General features: G+C 60.9%; 16 protein-coding genes. 6 read left to right on the forward strand and 10 right to left on the reverse strand.

Features of this window, described 5'->3' with window-relative positions:
- The first annotated feature begins 148 nt into the window (after positions 1-148).
- Positions 149-2,425 (forward strand): spermidine synthase, encoded by a 2,277-nt coding sequence (locus AB8A27_RS05710; RefSeq protein WP_441241071.1) that lies wholly within the window; start codon positions 149-151, stop codon positions 2,423-2,425.
- A gap of 4 nt (positions 2,426-2,429) precedes the next feature.
- Here the strand turns inward: AB8A27_RS05710 and AB8A27_RS05715 are convergent, their stop codons facing one another.
- The gene (locus AB8A27_RS05715) at positions 2,430-3,218 is read right to left on the reverse strand and encodes a L,D-transpeptidase (RefSeq protein ID WP_441241072.1); all 789 of its coding nucleotides are present in this window, start codon (positions 3,216-3,218) and stop codon (positions 2,430-2,432) included.
- 277 nt (positions 3,219-3,495) lie between these two features.
- Between AB8A27_RS05715 and AB8A27_RS05720 the strand changes: the two genes are divergently transcribed.
- Complete coding sequence (locus AB8A27_RS05720; RefSeq protein ID WP_441241073.1) at positions 3,496-3,822, forward strand: hypothetical protein; 327 nt, start codon at positions 3,496-3,498, stop codon at positions 3,820-3,822.
- Positions 3,823-3,884: 62 nt separating this feature from the next.
- Here AB8A27_RS05720 and AB8A27_RS05725 read toward each other — a convergent pair whose 3' ends face one another.
- From AB8A27_RS05725 to AB8A27_RS05740, 4 genes are all read right to left on the reverse strand, one after another.
- Entirely contained in the window at positions 3,885-4,646 is a 762-nt protein-coding gene (locus AB8A27_RS05725) for an ABC transporter permease (RefSeq protein ID WP_441241074.1), read from the reverse strand.
- A 1-nt stretch (position 4,647) separates the two neighbouring features.
- Entirely contained in the window at positions 4,648-5,568 is a 921-nt protein-coding gene (locus AB8A27_RS05730; protein WP_115033415.1) for an ABC transporter ATP-binding protein, read from the reverse strand.
- A gap of 154 nt (positions 5,569-5,722) precedes the next feature.
- The gene (locus tag AB8A27_RS05735) at positions 5,723-6,004 is read right to left on the reverse strand and encodes a type II toxin-antitoxin system HicB family antitoxin (protein ID WP_441241075.1); all 282 of its coding nucleotides are present in this window, start codon (positions 6,002-6,004) and stop codon (positions 5,723-5,725) included.
- Positions 6,005-6,006: 2 nt separating this feature from the next.
- The gene (locus AB8A27_RS05740) at positions 6,007-8,487 is read right to left on the reverse strand and encodes an ATP-dependent helicase (protein WP_441241076.1); all 2,481 of its coding nucleotides are present in this window, start codon (positions 8,485-8,487) and stop codon (positions 6,007-6,009) included.
- Positions 8,488-8,759: 272 nt separating this feature from the next.
- Here AB8A27_RS05740 and AB8A27_RS05745 point away from each other — a divergent pair, with 272 nt between their 5' ends.
- The gene (locus AB8A27_RS05745; RefSeq protein WP_441241077.1) at positions 8,760-8,933 is read left to right on the forward strand and encodes a DUF1328 domain-containing protein; all 174 of its coding nucleotides are present in this window, start codon (positions 8,760-8,762) and stop codon (positions 8,931-8,933) included.
- Between the two features lie 3 nt (positions 8,934-8,936).
- Here AB8A27_RS05745 and AB8A27_RS05750 read toward each other — a convergent pair whose 3' ends face one another.
- Entirely contained in the window at positions 8,937-9,446 is a 510-nt protein-coding gene (locus AB8A27_RS05750) for a thioesterase family protein (protein ID WP_441241078.1), read from the reverse strand.
- Between the two features lie 81 nt (positions 9,447-9,527).
- Here AB8A27_RS05750 and AB8A27_RS05755 point away from each other — a divergent pair, with 81 nt between their 5' ends.
- From AB8A27_RS05755 to AB8A27_RS05765, 3 genes are all read left to right on the forward strand, one after another.
- A complete protein-coding gene (locus AB8A27_RS05755) occupies positions 9,528-10,943 on the forward strand; it encodes an FAD-binding oxidoreductase (protein WP_441241079.1) in 1,416 nt (471 codons plus the stop codon).
- Between the two features lie 188 nt (positions 10,944-11,131).
- Complete coding sequence (locus AB8A27_RS05760; protein ID WP_441241080.1) at positions 11,132-12,448, forward strand: MFS transporter; 1,317 nt, start codon at positions 11,132-11,134, stop codon at positions 12,446-12,448.
- 225 nt (positions 12,449-12,673) lie between these two features.
- A complete protein-coding gene (locus AB8A27_RS05765) occupies positions 12,674-16,345 on the forward strand; it encodes an AsmA family protein (RefSeq protein ID WP_441241081.1) in 3,672 nt (1,223 codons plus the stop codon).
- 61 nt (positions 16,346-16,406) lie between these two features.
- Here AB8A27_RS05765 and AB8A27_RS05770 read toward each other — a convergent pair whose 3' ends face one another.
- The 4 genes from AB8A27_RS05770 to AB8A27_RS05785 form a co-directional block, all read right to left on the reverse strand.
- Positions 16,407-16,667, reverse strand: coding sequence for a ribbon-helix-helix domain-containing protein (locus AB8A27_RS05770; RefSeq protein WP_092151128.1), 261 nt, complete (start codon positions 16,665-16,667; stop codon positions 16,407-16,409).
- Positions 16,664-16,852 (reverse strand): DUF4169 family protein, encoded by a 189-nt coding sequence (locus AB8A27_RS05775; protein WP_092151131.1) that lies wholly within the window; start codon positions 16,850-16,852, stop codon positions 16,664-16,666. Before AB8A27_RS05775 ends, AB8A27_RS05770 begins: the two co-directional genes overlap by 4 nt.
- 294 nt (positions 16,853-17,146) lie before the next feature.
- Positions 17,147-18,556 carry a class II fumarate hydratase gene (gene fumC, locus AB8A27_RS05780; RefSeq protein ID WP_441241082.1) on the reverse strand — a complete coding sequence of 470 codons (1,410 nt, stop codon included), beginning with the start codon at positions 18,554-18,556 and terminating at the stop codon, positions 17,147-17,149.
- 108 nt (positions 18,557-18,664) lie between these two features.
- Positions 18,665-19,180: an SspB family protein gene (locus tag AB8A27_RS05785; RefSeq protein ID WP_092151137.1), complete on the reverse strand. Its 516-nt coding sequence runs from the start codon at positions 19,178-19,180 to the stop codon at positions 18,665-18,667.
- Positions 19,181-19,295 lie beyond the last annotated feature (115 nt).

The following is a 19,295-nucleotide window of genomic DNA, read 5'->3' on the forward strand; positions in this document are numbered from 1 at the left end:
AGGCGCGCGCGCGGCACAAGGCCGCCCATCACGATTGTGGTTCCATAGTTAGCGCGCATTGCCCGAAACGGTGCCATATGCTCCATTCCCGCCCGCCGGTTACCGGCGGGATTCTCGCCTTTTTGCCACGCAATATGCTGGAGCCTTCATGAGTTCGTCGCAGCCTGTCGCCGCCCCAAACTCGGCCTCCCGCAATCGGCTTCTTCTGGTGGTTTATACCGCAGCGATCTTCACCAGCGCGCTGCTGTTGTTCTCGGTGCAGCCCCTGTTCACCAAGATGGTGCTGCCGCGGCTCGGCGGTTCGCCGGCGGTGTGGTCGGTGGCGATGGTGTTCTTCCAGTCGCTGCTGCTCGGCGGCTACGCCTATGCCCATTACCTGATGCAATTGCGCAGCCGGCTAGTGCCGGTGGTCGTTCATCTCCTGCTGCTGATCGTTGCGCTGCTGACGCTGCCGCTATCCATCGCATCCAGCTGGGGCACGCCACCCGAAAGTGGTTATGCGTTCTGGCTGCTCGGCCTGTTCGCTGTGTCGATCGGCCTGCCATTCTTTGCGCTCGCAGCGAATAATCCGCTGCTGCAGGCCTGGTTCGTACGCACCGGCCATCCCAACGGTCACGATCCGTACTTCCTCTATGCCTCTTCGAATATCGGAAGTTTCCTCGCGCTGCTGTCCTATCCTGTGCTGCTGGAGCCGATGTTCTCGCTGCGGACACAGAACCTGATCTGGACGTCCGGTTATGGCCTGCTGATTCTGCTGATCGCCGGATGCGGAGCGTTGTTGTTGAAGTCGCCGGTGGTTGCCGTTGCTGCGCCGGGGGCTGACGTCGTCGACGCACCGGCGCCGACTTGGGCGCTGCGTGCCCGCTGGATCTTCCTCGCGGCTGTCCCATCCGGCCTGTTGATCGCAGTCACCGCCCATATCTCGACGGATGTTGCTGCGGCACCACTGCTCTGGGTGCTGCCGCTGTCGCTCTATCTGCTGACCTGGGTGCTGGTGTTCCAGTCGCGGCCATTGCTTCCACACAGGTGGATACTGATGTTGCAGCCGCTGGCGATTGCAGGCGTGATCGTGCTGCTCGCGATCGGGGGCGAACAGAATCTGCTGCTGACCCTCGGCGGTCATCTGCTGTGCTTTTTCATCATCGCCATGGCGTGCCATGGTGAACTGGCTCGGCAGCGTCCGGCGGCCCGGTATCTCACAGGCTACTATGTTGCATTGTCGTTCGGCGGCATGGTCGGCGGTCTGTTTGCCGGCCTGATCGCGCCATTTACATTCTCGTGGATCGCCGAATATCCGATCCTCATTGCGCTGGCCGTGCTGTGCCGGCCGGCATTGCCGGAACGCTATTCTGGCTGGGCGCGCTGGTACTGGATCGCGCTGGCCGTCGCCGCTATTGCACTGATCGTGCCGAGCTACACGACTGGCAAGCTGTTTACCTGGATCGATACCCAGCGCGTCTATGTGGTCAGCACCGTTGCCGTCGTCGGCATGATCGCGGCGACCCTGCTGCGGGCTGATCGGCTCAAGCTCGTTGCCATCACCGTCCTTGCGCTGGCGCTGATCCGTTTCTACCCGGCAGATGATGGCCGGGTCGAAACCGTGCGCAGCTTCTTCGGGGTGCACAAGATCGTGGTGACGCCGAACGGCCAGTATCACGTGCTGATGCATGGCACGACCATTCACGGCGCCGAAAAGTATCTCAACGACGATGGTACGCCAGTGACCGGACGGCCGGAGCCGATTTCCTATTATTACAAGGACGGCGGAATCGGGCAGGCGATCACGGCGGTGCGCGCCCGCAAGGGGGCACCGCTTCGCGTGGCGGTGATCGGCCTCGGTTCGGGCTCGTTGACCTGCGCGTCAGCGCCGGGCGAGGACTGGAAGTTTTTCGAGATCGACCAGTCGATGGTCGATACTGCCAGGGATCCCAAATATTTCAGCTACATCCAGAAGTGCGAACCCGACGTCAAACCGGTCATCGGCGATGCGCGGCTGACTTTCGCGAAAGAGCCTGACGGCGTCTACGATCTCATCATTGTCGATGCCTATTCGTCGGACGCGATCCCGATCCATCTGGCGACCGAGGAGGCGATGGAGATCTACAAGGAAAAGCTCGCCCCGCAGGGCGCCGTCGTCATGCATGTGTCGAACCGGCATCTCGAACTCGCCAGCGTCGTCGTCGGCATCGCCGACGCCAATGACATGAAGAGCTGGGTGTATTCGGAGGATTCCGGCCGCGACAACGAATATATCTTCTCGACCAACGTTGTCATCTCGGCCCATGACGCCGCCGATGTCGGCTCCATCGCGACGTCATCGCAATGGGCCTTGACCGAGGCGAACGACGATCAGCGGGTCTGGACCGACGATTATTCCAACGTGCTCGGCGCCGTGTGGCGCCGGCTGCGGGACGGGGACAACTAACCCCTCAGTAATCGCCGAAGAAGCCGCGTGGCTGATACGGCCGCGGCGCGTAGGCCTGCGGCGGGTACTGCCGGCTGTAATAGCCACGATTGGCGTAATACTGCTGGGTCTCGGCTTCGGTCATACGGCGATAGCCGGGAGGGGCCGGATAACGCTGACCGTCATTGCCATCGGCCGGATAGATGTAACGATCGTCATCCGCCGGCTGTACCTGACGCGCGACGCGGCGGCCCGGCACCACGGCCTGCGGCGTGAGATCCATGGGATTGCCGGCGGCGTCATAGGACGGTGAGGCAGGAGCGATATCGCGGCGTGCAACGGCAGATGGCTTCGCCGGGCGCGGGTTACGGGCGAGGGCAACCTGTGAGGAGCCAGTCAGCGTGACGGTGGTGTTGAGCACGCCATCGGCTTTCACCATCGCGTACAGGGTCGCGGCATTCTCGCGCGACAGTCGCACGCAGCCATGAGAAGCCGGCGAGCCCAGGCGGTTCACAGAATCGGTGCCGTGAATGGCGTGGCCCTTCCTGGTGAAGAAGATGGCATGAGGCATCGGTGCGTCGTCGAATTCCTTGGAGAAGTGATCCTCCTCCATGCGGAATGTCTGGAAGCTGCCATTCGGGGTCTCATAGGACGGAATACCCGACGACACCGGCCAGCGATATTTCTCGACGCCGTCCTGAACGACGGTCAGCTGCTGGGCATCCTTGTCGACGGTGATGGCAATCTTGGCCTGCGCAGTGCTGGTGGCGGCGAAAACGGCGAGACCCGCGAGGGTCATATAAAACGAACGCATCTTACCTTGGCCTCCGGGCCGTAACCTGTTGTACCGCCTGCCGTCCCTGACCCAATATGCATACCGGGCGTTCGGGTTTCCAGTGACAGTTTCGTGCATCCTTAATGTTGGGCTAGGCGGCACCAAGGCCACGGCCGGGCCGAAAGACGGCTTCCTCCACCCCCTTGGTGCGCGATAGGAAGCTTCTAAGCGAAGCAGATGGAACCGGTTCCTATGTCGGGCGTTGCCCTTTCACAATCACAAGCGGCGCATTGTCGCCGTCCAGAAGGAATTCAATATGTCCGTAAAGACCGCCGTATTGCCAATCAGTTCATCCATGAAGACCCGTCTGGCACTGGCAGCCGGGGTGCTCGCTCTCGTCGCCATGCCACACTTCGCGCAGGCGCAGGGCGTCATCCGCGGCGGCGAGCAGGGTGCCAACCAGGGCTACCGTGACGGCAATCGGGCTGCCGGTCCGGTCGGCGGTGTGGTCGGTGGCGCAGTTGGCCTCGGCGTCGGCGCGGCCGTGGGCGGCGTCAAGGGCGTGCTTGGCATTCCCGAGGGCGGTGGACGTCGTTGCCGTGGCTATTACGACCGTCACCATCGCTTCCGCTGCTATCGCTAAGCCGATCTCGATTTAAATAAAAACGGCCCGATTCGCGCCGGGCCGTTTTGTTTTTGGCGTGCTCAGTTCTTCAGCTTGTAGCCGGTCTTGAAGATCCACCAGACCGCGAACATGCAGATCACCAGGAACATGCAGGTCACACCAATACTCCAGCCGACGCTGACGTCGGAGATCTCGTAGAAGCTCCAGCGAAAGCCGCTGATCAGATACACGACCGGATTGAGCAGCGTGACGGTCCGCCAGCCCGACGGCAGCATGCTGACGGAGTAGAAGCTACCGCCCAGGAAGGTCAGCGGCGTCACCACCAGCAGCGGGATCGCCTGCAGTTTCTCGAAGCCGTCGGCCCAGATTCCGATGATGAAGCCAAACAGGCTGAACGTCATCGCCGTCAGCACCAGGAAGGTCAGCATCCACCACGGGTGCAGGATGTGCAGTGGCACGAACAGTCCGGCAGTGGCCAGAATGATCAGGCCCAGCAGGATCGATTTGGTCGCGGCGGCGCCGACATAGCCAAGAACAACTTCCACATAGGACACCGGCGCCGACAGCAATTCATAGATCGTACCGGTGAATTTTGGGAAGTAGATGCCGAACGAGGCATTGGAAATGCTCTGCGTGAGTACCGAGAGCATCACCAGGCCGGGCACGATGAAGGTGCCGTAGCTGACGCCCTCGATGGAGGTGATACGCGAGCCGATCGCAGCGCCGAACACCACGAAATACAGCGAGGTGGAGATCACCGGCGAGACGATGCTCTGCAGGATGGTACGCCAGGTGCGTGCCATTTCGAACAGGTAGATCGCGCGGACTGCCCTGAGGTTCATGTTACTTCCTCACCAGGCTGACAAAGATGTCTTCGAGCGAACTTTGCGTCGTGTCGAGATCGGAGAAGCGGATGCCGGATTCACGGAGGTCACCGAGCAGGCTTGTGATCCCGGTGCGCTCGCTCTTGGTGTCATAGCTGTAGATCAACTGATGGCCGTCCGCTGCAAGTTCGAGATTGTAGGGAGCCAGGCTGGCAGGAATTTCACTGACTTTCCCTTGCAGATGCAGCTTGAGCTGCTTCTTGCCGAGCTGCTGCATCAGCTTGGTCTTTTCCTCGATCAGGATGATCTCGCCCTTGTTGATGACGCCGATGCGGTCGGCCATCTCTTCGGCTTCATCGATGTAATGCGTGGTGAGGATGACGGTGACGCCGGCAGCGCGCAGCGTGCGCACGACTTCCCACATGCCCTTGCGGAGTTCGACGTCGACGCCGGCAGTGGGCTCATCGAGAAACAGGATCTGCGGTTCGTGCGACAGCGCCTTGGCGATCATCACGCGGCGCTTCATGCCGCCGGACAGTGTGATGATCTTGTTATCCTTCTTGTCCCACAGCGAGAGGTCTTTCAGGATTTTCTCGATCAGCGCCGGGTTCTTCGGCTTGCCGAACAGACCGCGGCTGAAACTGACCGTGGCCCAAACCGATTCGAAGGCGTCGGTATGCAGCTCCTGCGGGACCAGTCCGATCAGCGACCGCGCGGCGCGATAGTCCCGGGCGATGTCGTGGCCATCGACCGTGACCTTGCCGGAGGTGGCATTGGCGATGCCGCAGATGATGCTGATCATCGTCGTCTTGCCGGCGCCGTTCGGCCCCAGCAGCGCGAAGATCTCGCCGCGGTTGATGTCGAGGTCGATACCCTTCAGGGCCGTGAAGCCCGAGGCATAGCTCTTGGTCAGGTTGGAAACGGAAATGATGGGGGACATCGGCGATATGATCGTTCGAAAAGGGGAAGGCAGAGGACCGGGCGGTCATACCGGGACGCACGAACGGCACAGCCGAAACGGCTTTGTCGGGCGCGGGGTGCGTACATAGGAATGAAGATGCGCAAGCGCAATCGCGGAACAGGCGATTTCATGGCTATTCCGCGGCCTCATAGTCGATCTCGACAATGGTGCCACCGTCAGCTGCATCGGCAAATGTGGGGTCGTTGCTTAATTGCTCGATGGTGCGCGGCGTTGGCAGGCCCGTCGATCCGTCCGGATTGCGCCAATCCTCCGCGGCATATTCCAGCGTCTCTTCCGCTTCCGCGATGGCCTCATCCAGGCTGTCGCCCGCGGTGACGACGCCGGGGAAATCGGGGAACGAGACGTTGAAGGTGCCGCTGGCATCCTTCTGAATGAGCGCGATGTAGACCGGCATTGTCAGACGCGTTCCACGAAGCTGTCGACGACCTTCTTCTCACCGGCCTTTTCGAAGACGATGGTGAGCTTGTTGCCGTCGATCTTGGTCACATTGCCGTAGCCGAATTTCTGGTGGAAGACGCGATCCTGCAGCGTGAAGTCCGACTCTGTGCCAGTGGATTTCGCGATCAACTCGCCTTCGATGGTCATCGGCCGTTTATTGCGCGACGAGGAGCCACCAAATGATCCGCCGCCGAATGGCGACTGGCCTTCGCTGAAGCCGCTGCCGCCCTGTGCCCCGCCGCGCGAGCGGTTGGCCTGCGCGCGCTGCCAGCCCGGCGTTGAGTAGCTCGAGCCGAAGGATTCCACATTGTCGAAGCGCGATGCGCCGTAGCCGCCTGCGCCGCCCCAGCCCGAACCGCCCTTCGATTCCGTGATCTCGACATTGGCCGCCGGCAATTCATCGAGGAAGCGCGACGGCATCGTCGTATTCCAGGTGCCATGAATGCGCCGGTTGGTGGCGAAATAGAGCTTGGCGCGGCGGCGTGCGCGGGTGATGCCGACATGGGCGAGGCGGCGTTCTTCTTCCAGCCCGGCGCGGCCCTGATCGTCGAGCGCGCGCTGATGCGGAAACAGGCCTTCTTCCCAGCCAGGCAGGAACACGTTGTCGAATTCGAGGCCCTTGGCGGAATGCAGTGTCATCACCGACACGGCATCCTCGTCGGCGCCGCCTTCGCGATCCATCACCAGCGAGATGTGTTCGAGGAAGCCTTGCAGGTTCTCGAACTCTTCCATCGAGCGCACGAGTTCCTTGAGGTTCTCGAGGCGGCCGGCGGCGTCAGCAGAACGATCCTTCTGCCACATATCGGTGTAGCCGCTCTCGTCGAGCACGACTTCGGCGAGTTCGGTATGCGGCATCACTTCGCTTTGCTTGCGCCAGCGCTCGAAGCTCATCATCAGGTCGCGGAGGCTGCCGCGCGCCTTCGGCTTCATCTCGTCGGTCTCGACGACCTGACGTGCAGCCTCGGACAGCGGAATGCGGCGCCGGCGGGCATGGTCATGCAGCATCTGCACGGTGGCATCGCCGAGGCCGCGCTTGGGCACATTTACAATGCGCTCGAAGGCGAGATCGTCGGCCGGCGAATTGATCACGCGCAGATAGGCCAGCGCGTCGCGGATCTCGGCGCGCTCGTAGAAGCGCGGGCCGCCAATGACCCGATAGGGCAGGCCGAGCGTGACGAAGCGGTCTTCAAACTCGCGCATCTGGAACGAGGCGCGCACCAGGATGGCGATGTCGTTGAGCTTGTTGCCCTCGCGTTGCAACTGCTCGATCTCCTCGCCGATCGCGCGGGCTTCTTCCTCGGAATCCCACGAGCCGGTGACGGTGACCTTCTCGCCATCGACATCTTCGGTACGCAGCGTCTTGCCGAGGCGGCCTTCGTTATGCGCAATCAGATGCGATGCAGCGGCGAGGATATGGCCGGTCGAGCGATAGTTGCGCTCCAGCCGGACGACCTTGGCACCGGGAAAATCATGCTCGAAGCGCAGGATGTTGTCGACCTCGGCGCCGCGCCAGCCATAGATCGACTGGTCGTCGTCGCCGACGCAGCAGATGTTTTTGAGCGGCAAAGCCGATTTGTTATCTGCGGATGGCGCGTCCGCTTCCGGCAGCAGACGTTGCCCCGGCGCCTGCGACAGCAGCCGCAGCCATAGATACTGCGCGACGTTGGTGTCCTGATATTCGTCAACGAGGATATATTTGAAGCGCTGCTGATACTGCTTCAGTACATCCGGATGTTCGCGGAACAGCCTGATGCATTCGAGCAATAGATCGCCGAAGTCAGCAGCGTTGAGGGTCTTCAACCGATCCTGATAGGCGGCATAGAGCTTGCCGCCCTTGCCATTGCCGAACACGGCGGCTTCGCCTGACGGTACCTGCGATGGTGTCAGCCCGCGGTTCTTCCAGCCGTCGATCAGGTTTGCCAGCATCCGCGCCGGCCAGCGCTTGTCGTCGATATTATCAGCCTGCAGGAGCTGCTTGAGCAGCCGGATCTGGTCGTCGGTGTCGAGCACCGTGAAGTTGGATTTCAGCTGCACCAGTTCGGCGTGGGTGCGCAGGATGCGGCCGCCGATCGAGTGGAAAGTGCCGAGCCAGGGCATGCCCTCGACCGCCTGGCCGAGCATGATCCCAAGCCGGTGCTTCATCTCGCGGGCGGCCTTGTTGGTGAAGGTCACCGACAGGATTTCGCCCGGCCGGGCACGGCCCATGCTGAGGATGTGCGCGATCCGCGAGGTCAGAACCTTGGTTTTGCCGGTGCCGGCGCCAGCGAGCACGAGGACGGGGCCGTCGAGGGTCTCGACAGCATCGCGCTGCTCGGGATTGAGTCCGTTCAGATACTGTGCCGCTGGCGCCGCAGCGGCGCGCGCACGCGCGCCAATGCCGCCTGCTGCCGGCTGGTAGGCAGGGAGATCGTTGGCGGGCATTTTGCGTGCGTCACTCATGCGAATCGTATTCCGCCCACGTTGGCACCGTGGGGCCTTAAAGGGGAGACTTCTTAGCAGGATAGGAGGGCATATAGGAGCAACGGCCCTCTGGCGACAGACTTATCCCCGCATGGCCCCATGTTATGTGCGGCCCGGCACGCCTGGACGCTCTCATTTCGTTGATGCAGGCCGGCATGCGGGTCGGGAACTTTCGTTCCTGCCCCGGCTTGGTTCAGCATCAAGCGCGACGGCAGATGTCGCGTCAAACACCGAAAACTGAGGTTCGTGCCATGTTTAGCTGGGTCGTTACGTTTCTTGTTATTGCTTTGATCGCCGGTGTTCTCGGCTTCGGCGGTGTTGCCGGCGCCTCCATTGAAATCGCCAAGGCGATTTTCTTCATTGCCATTGTCCTGTTCGTCATCTCGGCCGTCGTCGGCCTGGTCCGCGGTCGCACGCGCGTCTAGCGATTACGTCTTCGAGGGCATCGCGATCGATCGGCCGATGCCCTGGGGACGTTCTACGGTGCGGTGCGCATTCGCCAGCGCCTGTATGCGGGCGCTGATGTCAGGCGGAAACGGCGCGACTTTCCGGGCCGTCATGTCCATGTGGAGCGTCATGTTCTCCGACGTCGCCGACAGCCATCCCTCGGTGGCGTGGCGCAATTCCTTGAACGTATGAATGCGCTTGTCGTCGGCGGCGACAACCAGAATCGAGACCTGCGCCGGATCACCAAGATGGATCTCCCTCACATAGCGAACATGGCATTCGGCCGTGAAGGTAGAGTTGTTGCGCGCCTTCATATATTCGGGGCCGATCCCGATCTTGAGCCAGAGATCGTCGATCGCCCGGTCGAACAGCACGTTGTAATAGGCCATGTTGAGATGGCCGTTATAGTCGATCCATCGCGGTTCGATCTGCATGACATGCGCCCGGAAGGGGACGGGTTGCTGCAGCAGATCGTCGGTTGGCTCAGTCATCGGTAATTCCTGTCCTGCTCTCACGTCTCTTGACCCGTTATACAACCTTTGCCACGGTCCCGCGGCGTCGGAGGGACTGCTGTGGCTACCATTGCGAACAATTTGAAACGACCGGAGCCGAAGGCCCTGGCCACGGCGCTTGAAGCGCTGACGGCGCGTTTTGGCAATCGACTGGTCACGTCGCAGGCGGTTCGCGAGCAGCATGGCCATACCACGACCTGGCTTGCCAACCAGCCGCCAGATGGCGTCGTGTTCGCGCAGGAAACCGCAGATATCCAGGACGTGGTCCGGATTTGTGCAGCGAACAAAGTGCCCGTGATCGCATTCGGCACCGGCACGTCGCTGGAAGGCCAGGTCAATGCGCCGGCCGGTGGCATCTGCATCGACATGCGCGACATGAACAACATTCTCGAAGTGCACAGCGAAGACCTCGACTGCGTGATTCAGCCCGGTGTCACGCGCAAGGCGCTCAACGAAAACCTGCGCGATCAGGGCCTGTTCTTCCCGATCGATCCCGGCGCCGATGCGTCGCTTGGTGGCATGGCGTCGACGCGCGCCTCGGGCACCAACGCGGTGCGTTACGGGACGATGCGCGACAATGTGCTCGCGCTCAAGGTCGTCCGCGCCGATGGTGAGATCATCAAGACCGGCACCCGCGCGAAGAAGTCTTCGGCTGGCTATGACCTGACGCATCTGTTCGTCGGCGCCGAGGGCACGCTGGGCATCATCAGCGAGCTCACGATCAAGCTGCGTGGTATTCCCGAGACCATTGCGGCAGCATCGTGCTCATTCGCCACTGTGGCCGGCGCCTGTCAGGCAACTATTCTGGCGATCCAGACCGGCATTCCCGTTGCCCGCATCGAACTGATGAACGAGGCACAGGTCCGCGCCTGCAATTCCTATTCGAAACTGACGCTGCCCGAGACGCCGTTGTTGCTGCTGGAATTCCATGGCAGCGAGGCCGAGGTCGCCGAGCAGTCGCGAAACTTCCGCGACATCGCGCTGGAATGCGGCGGCGGCGATTTCTCGTGGACGACGAAGCCGGAAGATCGCACCAAGCTCTGGCAGGCCCGGCACGATGCCTATTGGTCGGTGAAGAGCCTGCGGCCGGGCTCCGATGTCGCGGCCACCGATGTCTGCGTGCCGATTTCCAAGCTTGCCGAGTGCGTCACAGCGACGGAAGAGGATCTCGCGCGACTCGGCCTGTTGGCGCCGATCGTCGGTCATGTCGGCGACGGCAACTTTCATTGCTCGATGCTCTGCGATCGTAACGATGCCAACGAGGTCGCCCGCGCGGAGGACTTCATGCATCGTCTCGCTCAACGGGCGCAGGCGATGGGAGGCACCTGCACGGGTGAACATGGCATCGGGCAGGGCAAGCAAAAATACATGCAGGCCGAACTGGGCAATGAGGCGCTCGACGCCATGCGGGCGCTCAAGAAGGCACTCGATCCCGACAATATCTTCAATCCGGGGAAAATCCTGCCGCAGGCGTGACGCGGGTTGCCCTATCCGGTCAGGCCGAATGGGACGGAAAACTCGGCAGCAGTGGCAATGCTTAACTATTCTTAAAAAGTTTAAAGTTGTAGATATAATTATATACCAGCATGGATTGCGTTTTTCGGTTACGGAAGATGCGATCAGAGCTTTGACGCAGAATGCGTCCAATAAAAAGGCATCACCCGATGCGGCTACCGTTTTTCTATGGTTGGGTCATCGTCGCCGTCACGTTCGTTTCCATGGCCATCGGGGTCAATGCGCGGACATCGTTCTCGCTGTTCTTCCCGCCAATTCTCCAGGAGTTCGGCTGGGACCGTGGCGTCACCGCCGGTGCCTTTTCATTCGGCTTCCTGATTTCCGCGATCATGAGCCCGCTGATGGGCAGACTGATGGACCGCGGCGGCCCGCGAGCCGTCATGGAACTTGGCACCGTGCTGATGGCTGCTGGCCTGTTGCTGGCGCCGCTGACGACGCAGCCGTGGCATTTGTACGTAACCATCGGCGTTCTGGTCGGCGCAGGCAGCGTTTGTCTCGGCTATTCCGGACAATCGCTGTTTCTGCCGAATTGGTTCAGCCGCAAGCGCGGTCTTGCGGTCGGCCTTGCATTTGCCGGCGTTGGCATCGGGTCGGTGACGATCCTCCCTTGGGTGCAACTGATGATCGAGCAGACCGGTTGGCGTACGGCCTGCACAGCGGTGGGGCTCGTGGTGCTGGTCGTGCTCGTGCCGATCAATCTGCTGCTGCGCAAGCGCCCGCAGGATATGGGGCTCTTGCCGGATGGCGATCCGGCGCCGACCTCGTCTGCGAAGCATATATCCAACGTGGTTGATCCGGTCTGGGCCAGTATCGACTGGACGCTGGCGCGCGCTGTGCGAACGGCGCGGTTCTGGTGGCTGGCACTCGGTCTGTTCGGCGGGCTGTATGCCTGGTACGCTGTTCAGGTCCATCAAACCAAGTATCTGCTCGATATCGGCTTCACGCCGGGTGTCGCCGCTTGGGCGCTCGGTATGGTCAGTCTGTTCGGCGTGCCCGGCCAGATATTTCTGGGCCATCTGTCCGATCGCATCGGCCGCGAATGGATCTGGACGGTCAGCGGTGTCGGTTTCGCAATCTGCTTTGCGTCCCTAATTGCGCTGGAATTCGTGCCGAGTCTGGCGCTCGTCTATCTCATGGTGATCTCGCAGGGCCTTCTAGGCTATGGCGTGACGTCCATCATGGGCGCCGTGGTTGCCGAGATTTTCCAGGGCGAGCATTTCGGCAGCATTTTCGGCACGCTGATGCTGGCTGCGCTGGCCGGCGGCGCTGCCGGCCCTCTGGTGACGGGCATTCTGCACGACCATTTCGGCACCTATACGCCGGCATTTGCCTTGGGAATTGCAGTCAGCGCTCTGGCGACCTTTGCGGTCTGGATGGCGTCGCCGGGCAAGGTGAGGGCGGTGGCGGGACGTTTGCACCGTGCCCATGGCGCCGTAAAACCGCTGGAGCAGGGCGCTTCGATTTGATCGCAGCCGGGCGATTTGCCGCAAGCGGATGGCGAGGGATGGCTGATCGGGCCATGTATTGCGTGCTGTGACTTCGCCACAGTTGGTTCTATAAATAGATGCGTTCCCGCGTATTTCGGCGTGACCGTGCAACGCCTGTAAGGTGTTGTGCTCGGTGGTGTGCTGCAATGCGCTTTGCCTGGCAGGTGGGTGGATATTCCGCTGGAGCGCTCGAGGGGAGAATCGGTGCAGACAACACTGCTCGGCCTGGCGATTGCATTCATCCTGGCGCTGGTTGCTGCTCTGGTCGGGCCCTATTTCATCGACTGGAATCAGTTTCGCCCGCAACTCGAGGCTGAGGCTTCGCGCGTGGTTGGAATACCTGTTCGGGTGAGTGGCGGGCTGGACGCGCGGTTGCTGCCGGCGCCCTCGCTGCGGCTGCAGTCGATCACGGTGGGCAGCCCCAATGATCTCGGCAAGATCCGGGCAGACAATCTCGACGTGGAATTCAGCCTGAGTTCGTTGATGCGCGGCGAATGGCGCGCGACCGAACTCACCATCGGCGGCGCTGCGGTCGATCTCGGCCTCAATGCGCAGGGGCGTATCGATCTTCCGGCGTCCACCGGGCCATTCAATCTTGGCGCGCTGGCGATAGACCGGTTGAACGTCACCGGCCGCGTCGCACTCCACGATGCTGCGAGCAAGAGCACGCTCGAACTCTACGACGTCGCCTTCAGCGGCGATGTCCGCTCATTGGCGGCCGGCGCCATGCGCGGGGACGGAAATTTTCTGTTGGGCGGCGCACGCTATCCGTTCCGTGTATCATCGGGACAAACGAGTGACGGTAGCGGCACACGCGTTCGCTTCACGGTCGACCCCGGCGAAAAGCCGTGGTCCGTCGACCTCGATGGCGTACTGAATTTTGACAATCGTACGCCACGCTTTGACGGTGCGTTGACGCTCGCAAGCCCCCCCGGTGTGAAAGCCAAAGGCGCCGACGATCAAATGCCGACGCCTTGGCGCGTGTTTGCCAAGATCAAGGCCGATCCAGCGGCTGCTCAGTTCGAAGCGCTGGAAGCCAGTTATGGCGCTGAAGAGACCGCACTCAGATTTGCCGGTGTTGCAGACATGCGCTTTGGCGCGTCACCGCTGTTGCATGCCGTGTTATCGGCCAAGCAGCTTGATGCGGATCGTCTGCTCTCGAAGGGCACTGCATCCAGCGATGCTGGGACGCCATTGCCGGCGCTCCGCAAATTGCTGGCAAGCGTACCCGCTGCGCCCTTGGCGACGCAGATCGAGATTGGCGTGGAGCAGATCATGCTCGGTGGAAAGCCCGTGCAGAATATCGGCGCTGACCTGCGCAGTGATGCGGCAACATGGACGGTCGATCGTCTCGAGTTTCGTGCGCCGGGCGCGACCCGCGTTATATTGAGTGGCGGCGCGGCACAGCCTGGTGCATCGGATGGCTTCAAGGGAGCCATCGCGGTCGAGTCGTCCGATCCGGACGCGCTCGCTGGGTGGCTCAAGGGCCGAACAGACATTGGCTTGCGCAATCAGAAGCCGTTGCGCATTCGCGGCAATATCACTTCGGTGTCCAGTCGCTTGGCCATCGAGGCGCTCAAGGCGGAGATCGACGGCGGTACGGTCGAAGGTCGTGCTGCATATTCGTATCCCTCGGCCGCTGGCGGCTCCCGCTTCGATGCCGACCTGAAGGCCGACCGGCTCGATCTCGACGCAATGGTGGCTTTGATCCGGTCGCTTGGCGAGCCGCAGGTCGAGTGGCCAGATGCAGGGCAGGTGTCACTTGATATCGGGCGTGCTGTGTCAGCCGGGCAGGAGATGCGCCCGTTCGTGGCGCAACTGGCCTACAGCCCGAAGATGATTTCGGTTGATCGCTTCAGAGTTGGTGAAGTCTCCGGCCTGATGCTCGATGGCCGCGCTTCGTTCGATCGTATGGAGGCCACGGGCAAGCTGACACTCAACGCCACATCCGCATCGATGAGCCAGATCAGCAACATGCTCACGCCGCTGGCGCCATCTGTTGCGTCGAGGCTTAACTCCATGGCTGCAGTGCCCGGCGCGGTTCGCGTCAAACTGTCGCTCGATCTGACAAAGGACCAACAACGCGCCGATCGCACAAATGCGCGCGCTGTGTTCGATATCGATGCGCCGCAGGTGAAGGGGACGACGACGCTGACCGCATCGCCTCCTGTAGCGGCGATGCGCGGCGTCGACCTCAATGAGCTGTCGCGCAGCGATGTGGCACTTGAGTCCAAATTGGCCGGGCAGGGCGGACAACTTCTCGCATTGCTGGGTCTGAGTAATGCGATCGCTGCAAGCGACGCCATTGTGAACTTCGAAGGATCGGCAAAAGGGCAATGGCGCGCACCGCTGCACGTCACGGCAAAGCTGTCCGGTGCGGATGTCGATGCCGATGTTCAGGGCAGTGCCGAACCTTGGGCGGGAGCACCCAAAGCATCGCTGGCGCTTGCGATACGTCGCGCCAATCTGGCGCCGCTGGTCGCTCTCAAACCATCGGATGCGGCCGCGCAGAATGTCAGCCTGTCATCGCGGCTCACATTGAACGGCGACAAAGTTACGTTGGAAGATATCGACAGCACGCTGGCCGGTTCACGCGTGCGCGGCCGTATTGCACTGACGCTTGGGGCCGAGAAGGCCGTCGATGGTCAGATCGGCATAGATGCGATCGAACTCGGGCCGGCCTTCGGCCTTGCTATAGGCACCAGAGGTCGCGACGCCACGGATCCGCTCGGACGTGGCGTGCTGCAGGGATGGCGCGGGCAGTTGGCCTTTCAGGCGCTGCGCGGAACACTGCCGGGCGGCATTGAATTACGCCCCGTCAGTGGCACTGTGAAGAGCGATGGCCAGGCCCTGACGATCGATACGATCAAGGGGGCCGTCGGCGGCAGCGAGATCACGGCTGATGTCGATCTCAAGCCGTCGATCACCGGATATGCGCTTGGCGCTCGCGTGCAATTCTCCGGGATCGACGGCGCTGACTTGCGCTATCGTTCCCTGACAACGCCCGCAGGCAAAACATCGCTGCGGATGACGCTGGCCAGTCAGGGGCGCAGTGCTTCGGCTCTGGAAGGCGCATTGTCCGGCAGTGGATTGCTGACAATCGATGGGGGGCGCATCAATGGCCTCGACCCACGTGCCTTCGACATTGCGATTCGCGCCAGCGATTCCGGGCAGGCCACGAATGACGCCACGTTGCATCAGATCGTCGATACTGCGATCAGCGCCGGTGCATTGTCCGTAACTTCGGTGCAGGTCCCGTTCAGTATCAAGGATAGCCGCCTGCGCGTTGGTGCGACGACGCTCGAAGGTGAAGGAGGGCGGGCCATTGTATCGGGGGGGTACGACATCGTTGCCGACCAGGTGGATATGCGCGCAACATTGACCGGCACAAGCGCGGGGACGTCGAGTGTCCGGCCAGAAGTTCAGATCTTCGCGGTGGGAACGCCTGACAAGCTCGATCGCACGCTTGATGTGGCGGCGTTATCGTCCTGGCTGGCAGTGCGCGCAATCGATCGCGAGACGCGCCGGCTTGATTCGCTTGAACGCGGTGAACTGCCACCGACGGCTGTGCCCGTTGCCGTTCCTCCGCCGTCCGCCTCGCTGCCCGTTGACACGCAGGTACCCGCGAGCGATCCACCGACGGCCTCCGCGCCCTCCGATGTGCTTCTTCCCGGTCGCGATCCGCGCCGTTCTGCACCGAAGGCTGCTACGCCTCGTCCAGCGACACCGCCGGTCGCAAGTCAGCAGGTTGCGCCGTTGCCTGCACCCATTGAAATTCGTCCAGCCCCCGGCGCTGCGCGCACGCCAAGACCGAGGCCAGCGCCTCCACTCGTGCTCACGCCGCCGGTTGTGAATTCAGCACGGCCGACGTTCTGACAATGAGCTTAGTGAGCAAACCCGACCAACAGTGAAGCGATTCGCTGATGGCCGGCAGTGTTCAAGCAGAGAGGTTGTTGTGGTCCGGCATCCGCTGTTGCGGAACGGCACGTGTCCGGAAGTAGTCGAGCACGAATAGCCGAATCGCGGATGACAAATTGCCCTGCTGACGGTTTGTGTCGATCTCACCGACCAGCTCTGAAAGCGTCATGTCGCGAAGATTCGAAATCTCCTTCATGCCGTTCCAGAACGCCTCTTCGAGGCTCACGCTGGTCTTGTGACCCGCAACAACGATCGATCTCTTAACTACGGGCGATTTCATGATGCGTCCTCGCCATCGATGTGGTGCTGATCCAGCAGGGTGTTCGCACGGACTGTGCGTTGCTCCTGCAATGTTCGTTCTGATTTAGTCCGTCCGAAACGCGCACGGTTTATATCGGCCTGTTTTGCCGATTCCTCTCGTGCAGTGCGCTTCTTGAAGCGATTGAGATTGATCAGGTCACCCATGATCGCTCCTGTCTTTAAAAAAATGATGGGGCGGGAAACGTCGTCTTCACCATCCAGTAGTTGCACGAGACGAAGGTGAATGCGGTTTCGATATCCATCCTAAAATATTCTCCGTAGTTCCAAACAAGCTCCGCAGAAAAATGAAGTCATCTACGAAGCGTAACCAGATCACCTTCTGCTGTTCACAAGGAAAAACGCGTCTGATATGCGACCATTCTAACCATTTAGCAGATATGAATTATAACTATTTCCTTCTGGGGATATTCTCAACAAGCTGTGAGCAAATATTCTTGCTTACCTAGGATGTATCATTTTGATCGGCTGAACAAGAAGATCGAACTCAGCTGCACTAACAAAACCAAGCCGCAGCGCTTCCTCCTTCAATGTCGTTCCGTTCGCGTGAGCAACCTTAGCAACCTTCGCTGCGTTATCGTAACCGATTTTCGGTGCGAGTGCAGTCACGAGCATCAGTGATCGTTCCATCAACTCATGAATTCGTTTTTCATCGGCGCGAATTCCGTTGATGCAATGCTCTGTGAAGGATCGCGCAACGTCGGCAATCAATTGGATGGACTGCATCATGCAATGGGCCATCACCGGCTTGTAGACGTTGAGTTCGAAGTGCCCTTGGCTGCCGGCCACCGTAATTGCCGTGTGGTTGCCGAATACCTGGCAGCATACCATTGTCATTGCTTCACATTGTGTCGGATTTACCTTTCCAGGCATGATGGATGAGCCAGGCTCGTTCTCCGGAAGTATCAATTCGCCGAGTCCGGAGCGGGGGCCGGATCCGAGCAGCCGGATATCATTTGCAATCTTAAATAGACTTGTTGCGATCGAGTTGATCGCTCCGTGTGCAAACACATAGGCGTCGTTTGATGCGAGCGCTTCGAATTTGTTCGGTGCAGTGATGAAAGGGAGCTTGGTAATTGTTTCTGCATGCTTCGCGAACAACTTCGCGAAACGAGGCTTGGAGTTGAGGCCGGTCCCGACTGCAGTTCCGCCCTGGGCGAGCGGGTAGAGATCCTTCACTACGCTTCGCAAGCGTTTGATGCCGCTTTCGATCTGCGCCGCATAGCCTGAAAACTCCTGCCCGAGCGTGAGCGGCGTCGCGTCTTGTGTATGTGTGCGTCCGATCTTCACGATCTTTGCGAAGGCTTTTTCCTTCTTGCGCAACGCAGCATGTAGTTCGCTTAGTGCGGGGACGAGGTACTCCATAATACCCTGCGCTGCCGCGATGTGCATCGCAGTCGGAAACGAATCGTTGGACGACTGACTCATGTTGACATGGTCATTGGGGTGCACTGGCTTCTTGGCGCCGCGTTCACCGCCAAGAAGCTCATTCGCACGATTGGCAATGACCTCGTTGAGATTCATGTTGGTCTGCGTGCCGGAGCCGGTCTGCCAGACGACCAGCGGGAAGTGGTCGTCCAGTTTCCCGTCGATGACTTCGCGTGCTGCGCTCACAATGGCTTTTGCAAGCTTGGGCTCGAGCAGTTTGAGTTCGCGATTGGTTTCGGCCGCTGCCAGTTTGACGATGCCGAGCGCGCGAATGATCGGCATCGGCATGCGATCGTGACCGATCTTGAAATTCTGTCGCGACCGTTCCGTTTGCGCTCCCCAATAGCGATCCGCTGCAACCTCGATCGGACCGAAGCTGTCGGTTTCGGTGCGGGTGGCGGAGGTCTTCGAGGATTTGGCCATGGATACGGTCCTTGCGATGCCGCGCTCCCTGCAGAGACTGTTGGTGGCTGCGGCGCATAAGAATGGGGCCGCGCGAACGCGGCCCCGGCACTTTACAACGTCTTGCGATTATTTTTTCCGGAAGCGGTCTAAACGGACGACTTCTGCACCTTCGCCCGATTTCGGCGGTTCTTCCTCTGAAACAGGCGCGGGCGGAGCTGGAGGGGCGGCGAGAGCAGACGCCGCGCTGGCCGCGGATGTCGCGCCGGCAGCCGGGGTCTCTACAGCGGTTTCTGTTTCGAACTGCAGGCCGAATTGCACGGAGGGGTCGTAGAAGCTCTTGATGGCGTTGAACGGCACGACGAGGCGCTCGGGGATGCCATTAAAGGACAGGCCAACCTCGAAGCGATCTTCGGTGACCGCGAGATCCCAGAACTGATGCTGCAGGATCACCGTCATTTCCTCTGGATACTGGGCCAGCAGGCGCGGCGAGAGTTTGACGCCGTCGGCCGTTGAAACGAAGGTGATAAAGAAGTGGTGCTCGCCCGGCAGGCCATGCTCGGCAGCGTCGATCAGCACGCGCCGCAACACGCCACGGAGGGCGTCGCGCGCCAGCACATCGTATCGAATATGATCGGTTGCCATCGGTCGGTCCCGTCGCTTGTCTTGGTCATGGCCATATATGGAGTGAAGGCGAGGCCGGAGTCCGACTCGCGTCACGAACCACTCTATCCCGGTCTTGACCCGAGGTCAGCAGCCG

The sequence above is a fragment of the Tardiphaga sp. 768_D3_N2_1 genome, assembly GCF_052076105.1.
In the GTDB taxonomy this organism is placed as follows: Bacteria; Pseudomonadota; Alphaproteobacteria; order Rhizobiales; family Xanthobacteraceae; genus Tardiphaga.

Bases quoted from the DNA above. Each gene is read 5' to 3' on its own strand.
- AB8A27_RS05740 (WP_441241076.1), bottom strand. From the start codon at position 8,487: ATGAGTGACGCACGCAAAATGCCCGCCAACGATCTCCCTGCCTACCAG.
- fumC (WP_441241082.1), bottom strand. From the start codon at position 18,556: ATGGCCAAATCCTCGAAGACCTCCGCCACCCGCACCGAAACCGACAGC.
- AB8A27_RS05760 (WP_441241080.1), top strand. From the start codon at position 11,132: ATGCGGCTACCGTTTTTCTATGGTTGGGTCATCGTCGCCGTCACGTTC.
- AB8A27_RS05720 (WP_441241073.1), top strand. From the start codon at position 3,496: ATGTCCGTAAAGACCGCCGTATTGCCAATCAGTTCATCCATGAAGACC.
- AB8A27_RS05770 (WP_092151128.1), bottom strand. From the start codon at position 16,667: ATGAAATCGCCCGTAGTTAAGAGATCGATCGTTGTTGCGGGTCACAAG.
- AB8A27_RS05715 (WP_441241072.1), bottom strand. From the start codon at position 3,218: ATGCGTTCGTTTTATATGACCCTCGCGGGTCTCGCCGTTTTCGCCGCC.
- AB8A27_RS05785 (WP_092151137.1), bottom strand. From the start codon at position 19,180: ATGGCAACCGATCATATTCGATACGATGTGCTGGCGCGCGACGCCCTC.
- AB8A27_RS05735 (WP_441241075.1), bottom strand. From the start codon at position 6,004: ATGCCGGTCTACATCGCGCTCATTCAGAAGGATGCCAGCGGCACCTTC.
- AB8A27_RS05775 (WP_092151131.1), bottom strand. From the start codon at position 16,852: ATGGGTGACCTGATCAATCTCAATCGCTTCAAGAAGCGCACTGCACGA.
- AB8A27_RS05730 (WP_115033415.1), bottom strand. From the start codon at position 5,568: ATGTCCCCCATCATTTCCGTTTCCAACCTGACCAAGAGCTATGCCTCG.
- AB8A27_RS05750 (WP_441241078.1), bottom strand. From the start codon at position 9,446: ATGACTGAGCCAACCGACGATCTGCTGCAGCAACCCGTCCCCTTCCGG.
- AB8A27_RS05710 (WP_441241071.1), top strand. From the start codon at position 149: ATGAGTTCGTCGCAGCCTGTCGCCGCCCCAAACTCGGCCTCCCGCAAT.
- AB8A27_RS05745 (WP_441241077.1), top strand. From the start codon at position 8,760: ATGTTTAGCTGGGTCGTTACGTTTCTTGTTATTGCTTTGATCGCCGGT.
- AB8A27_RS05725 (WP_441241074.1), bottom strand. From the start codon at position 4,646: ATGAACCTCAGGGCAGTCCGCGCGATCTACCTGTTCGAAATGGCACGC.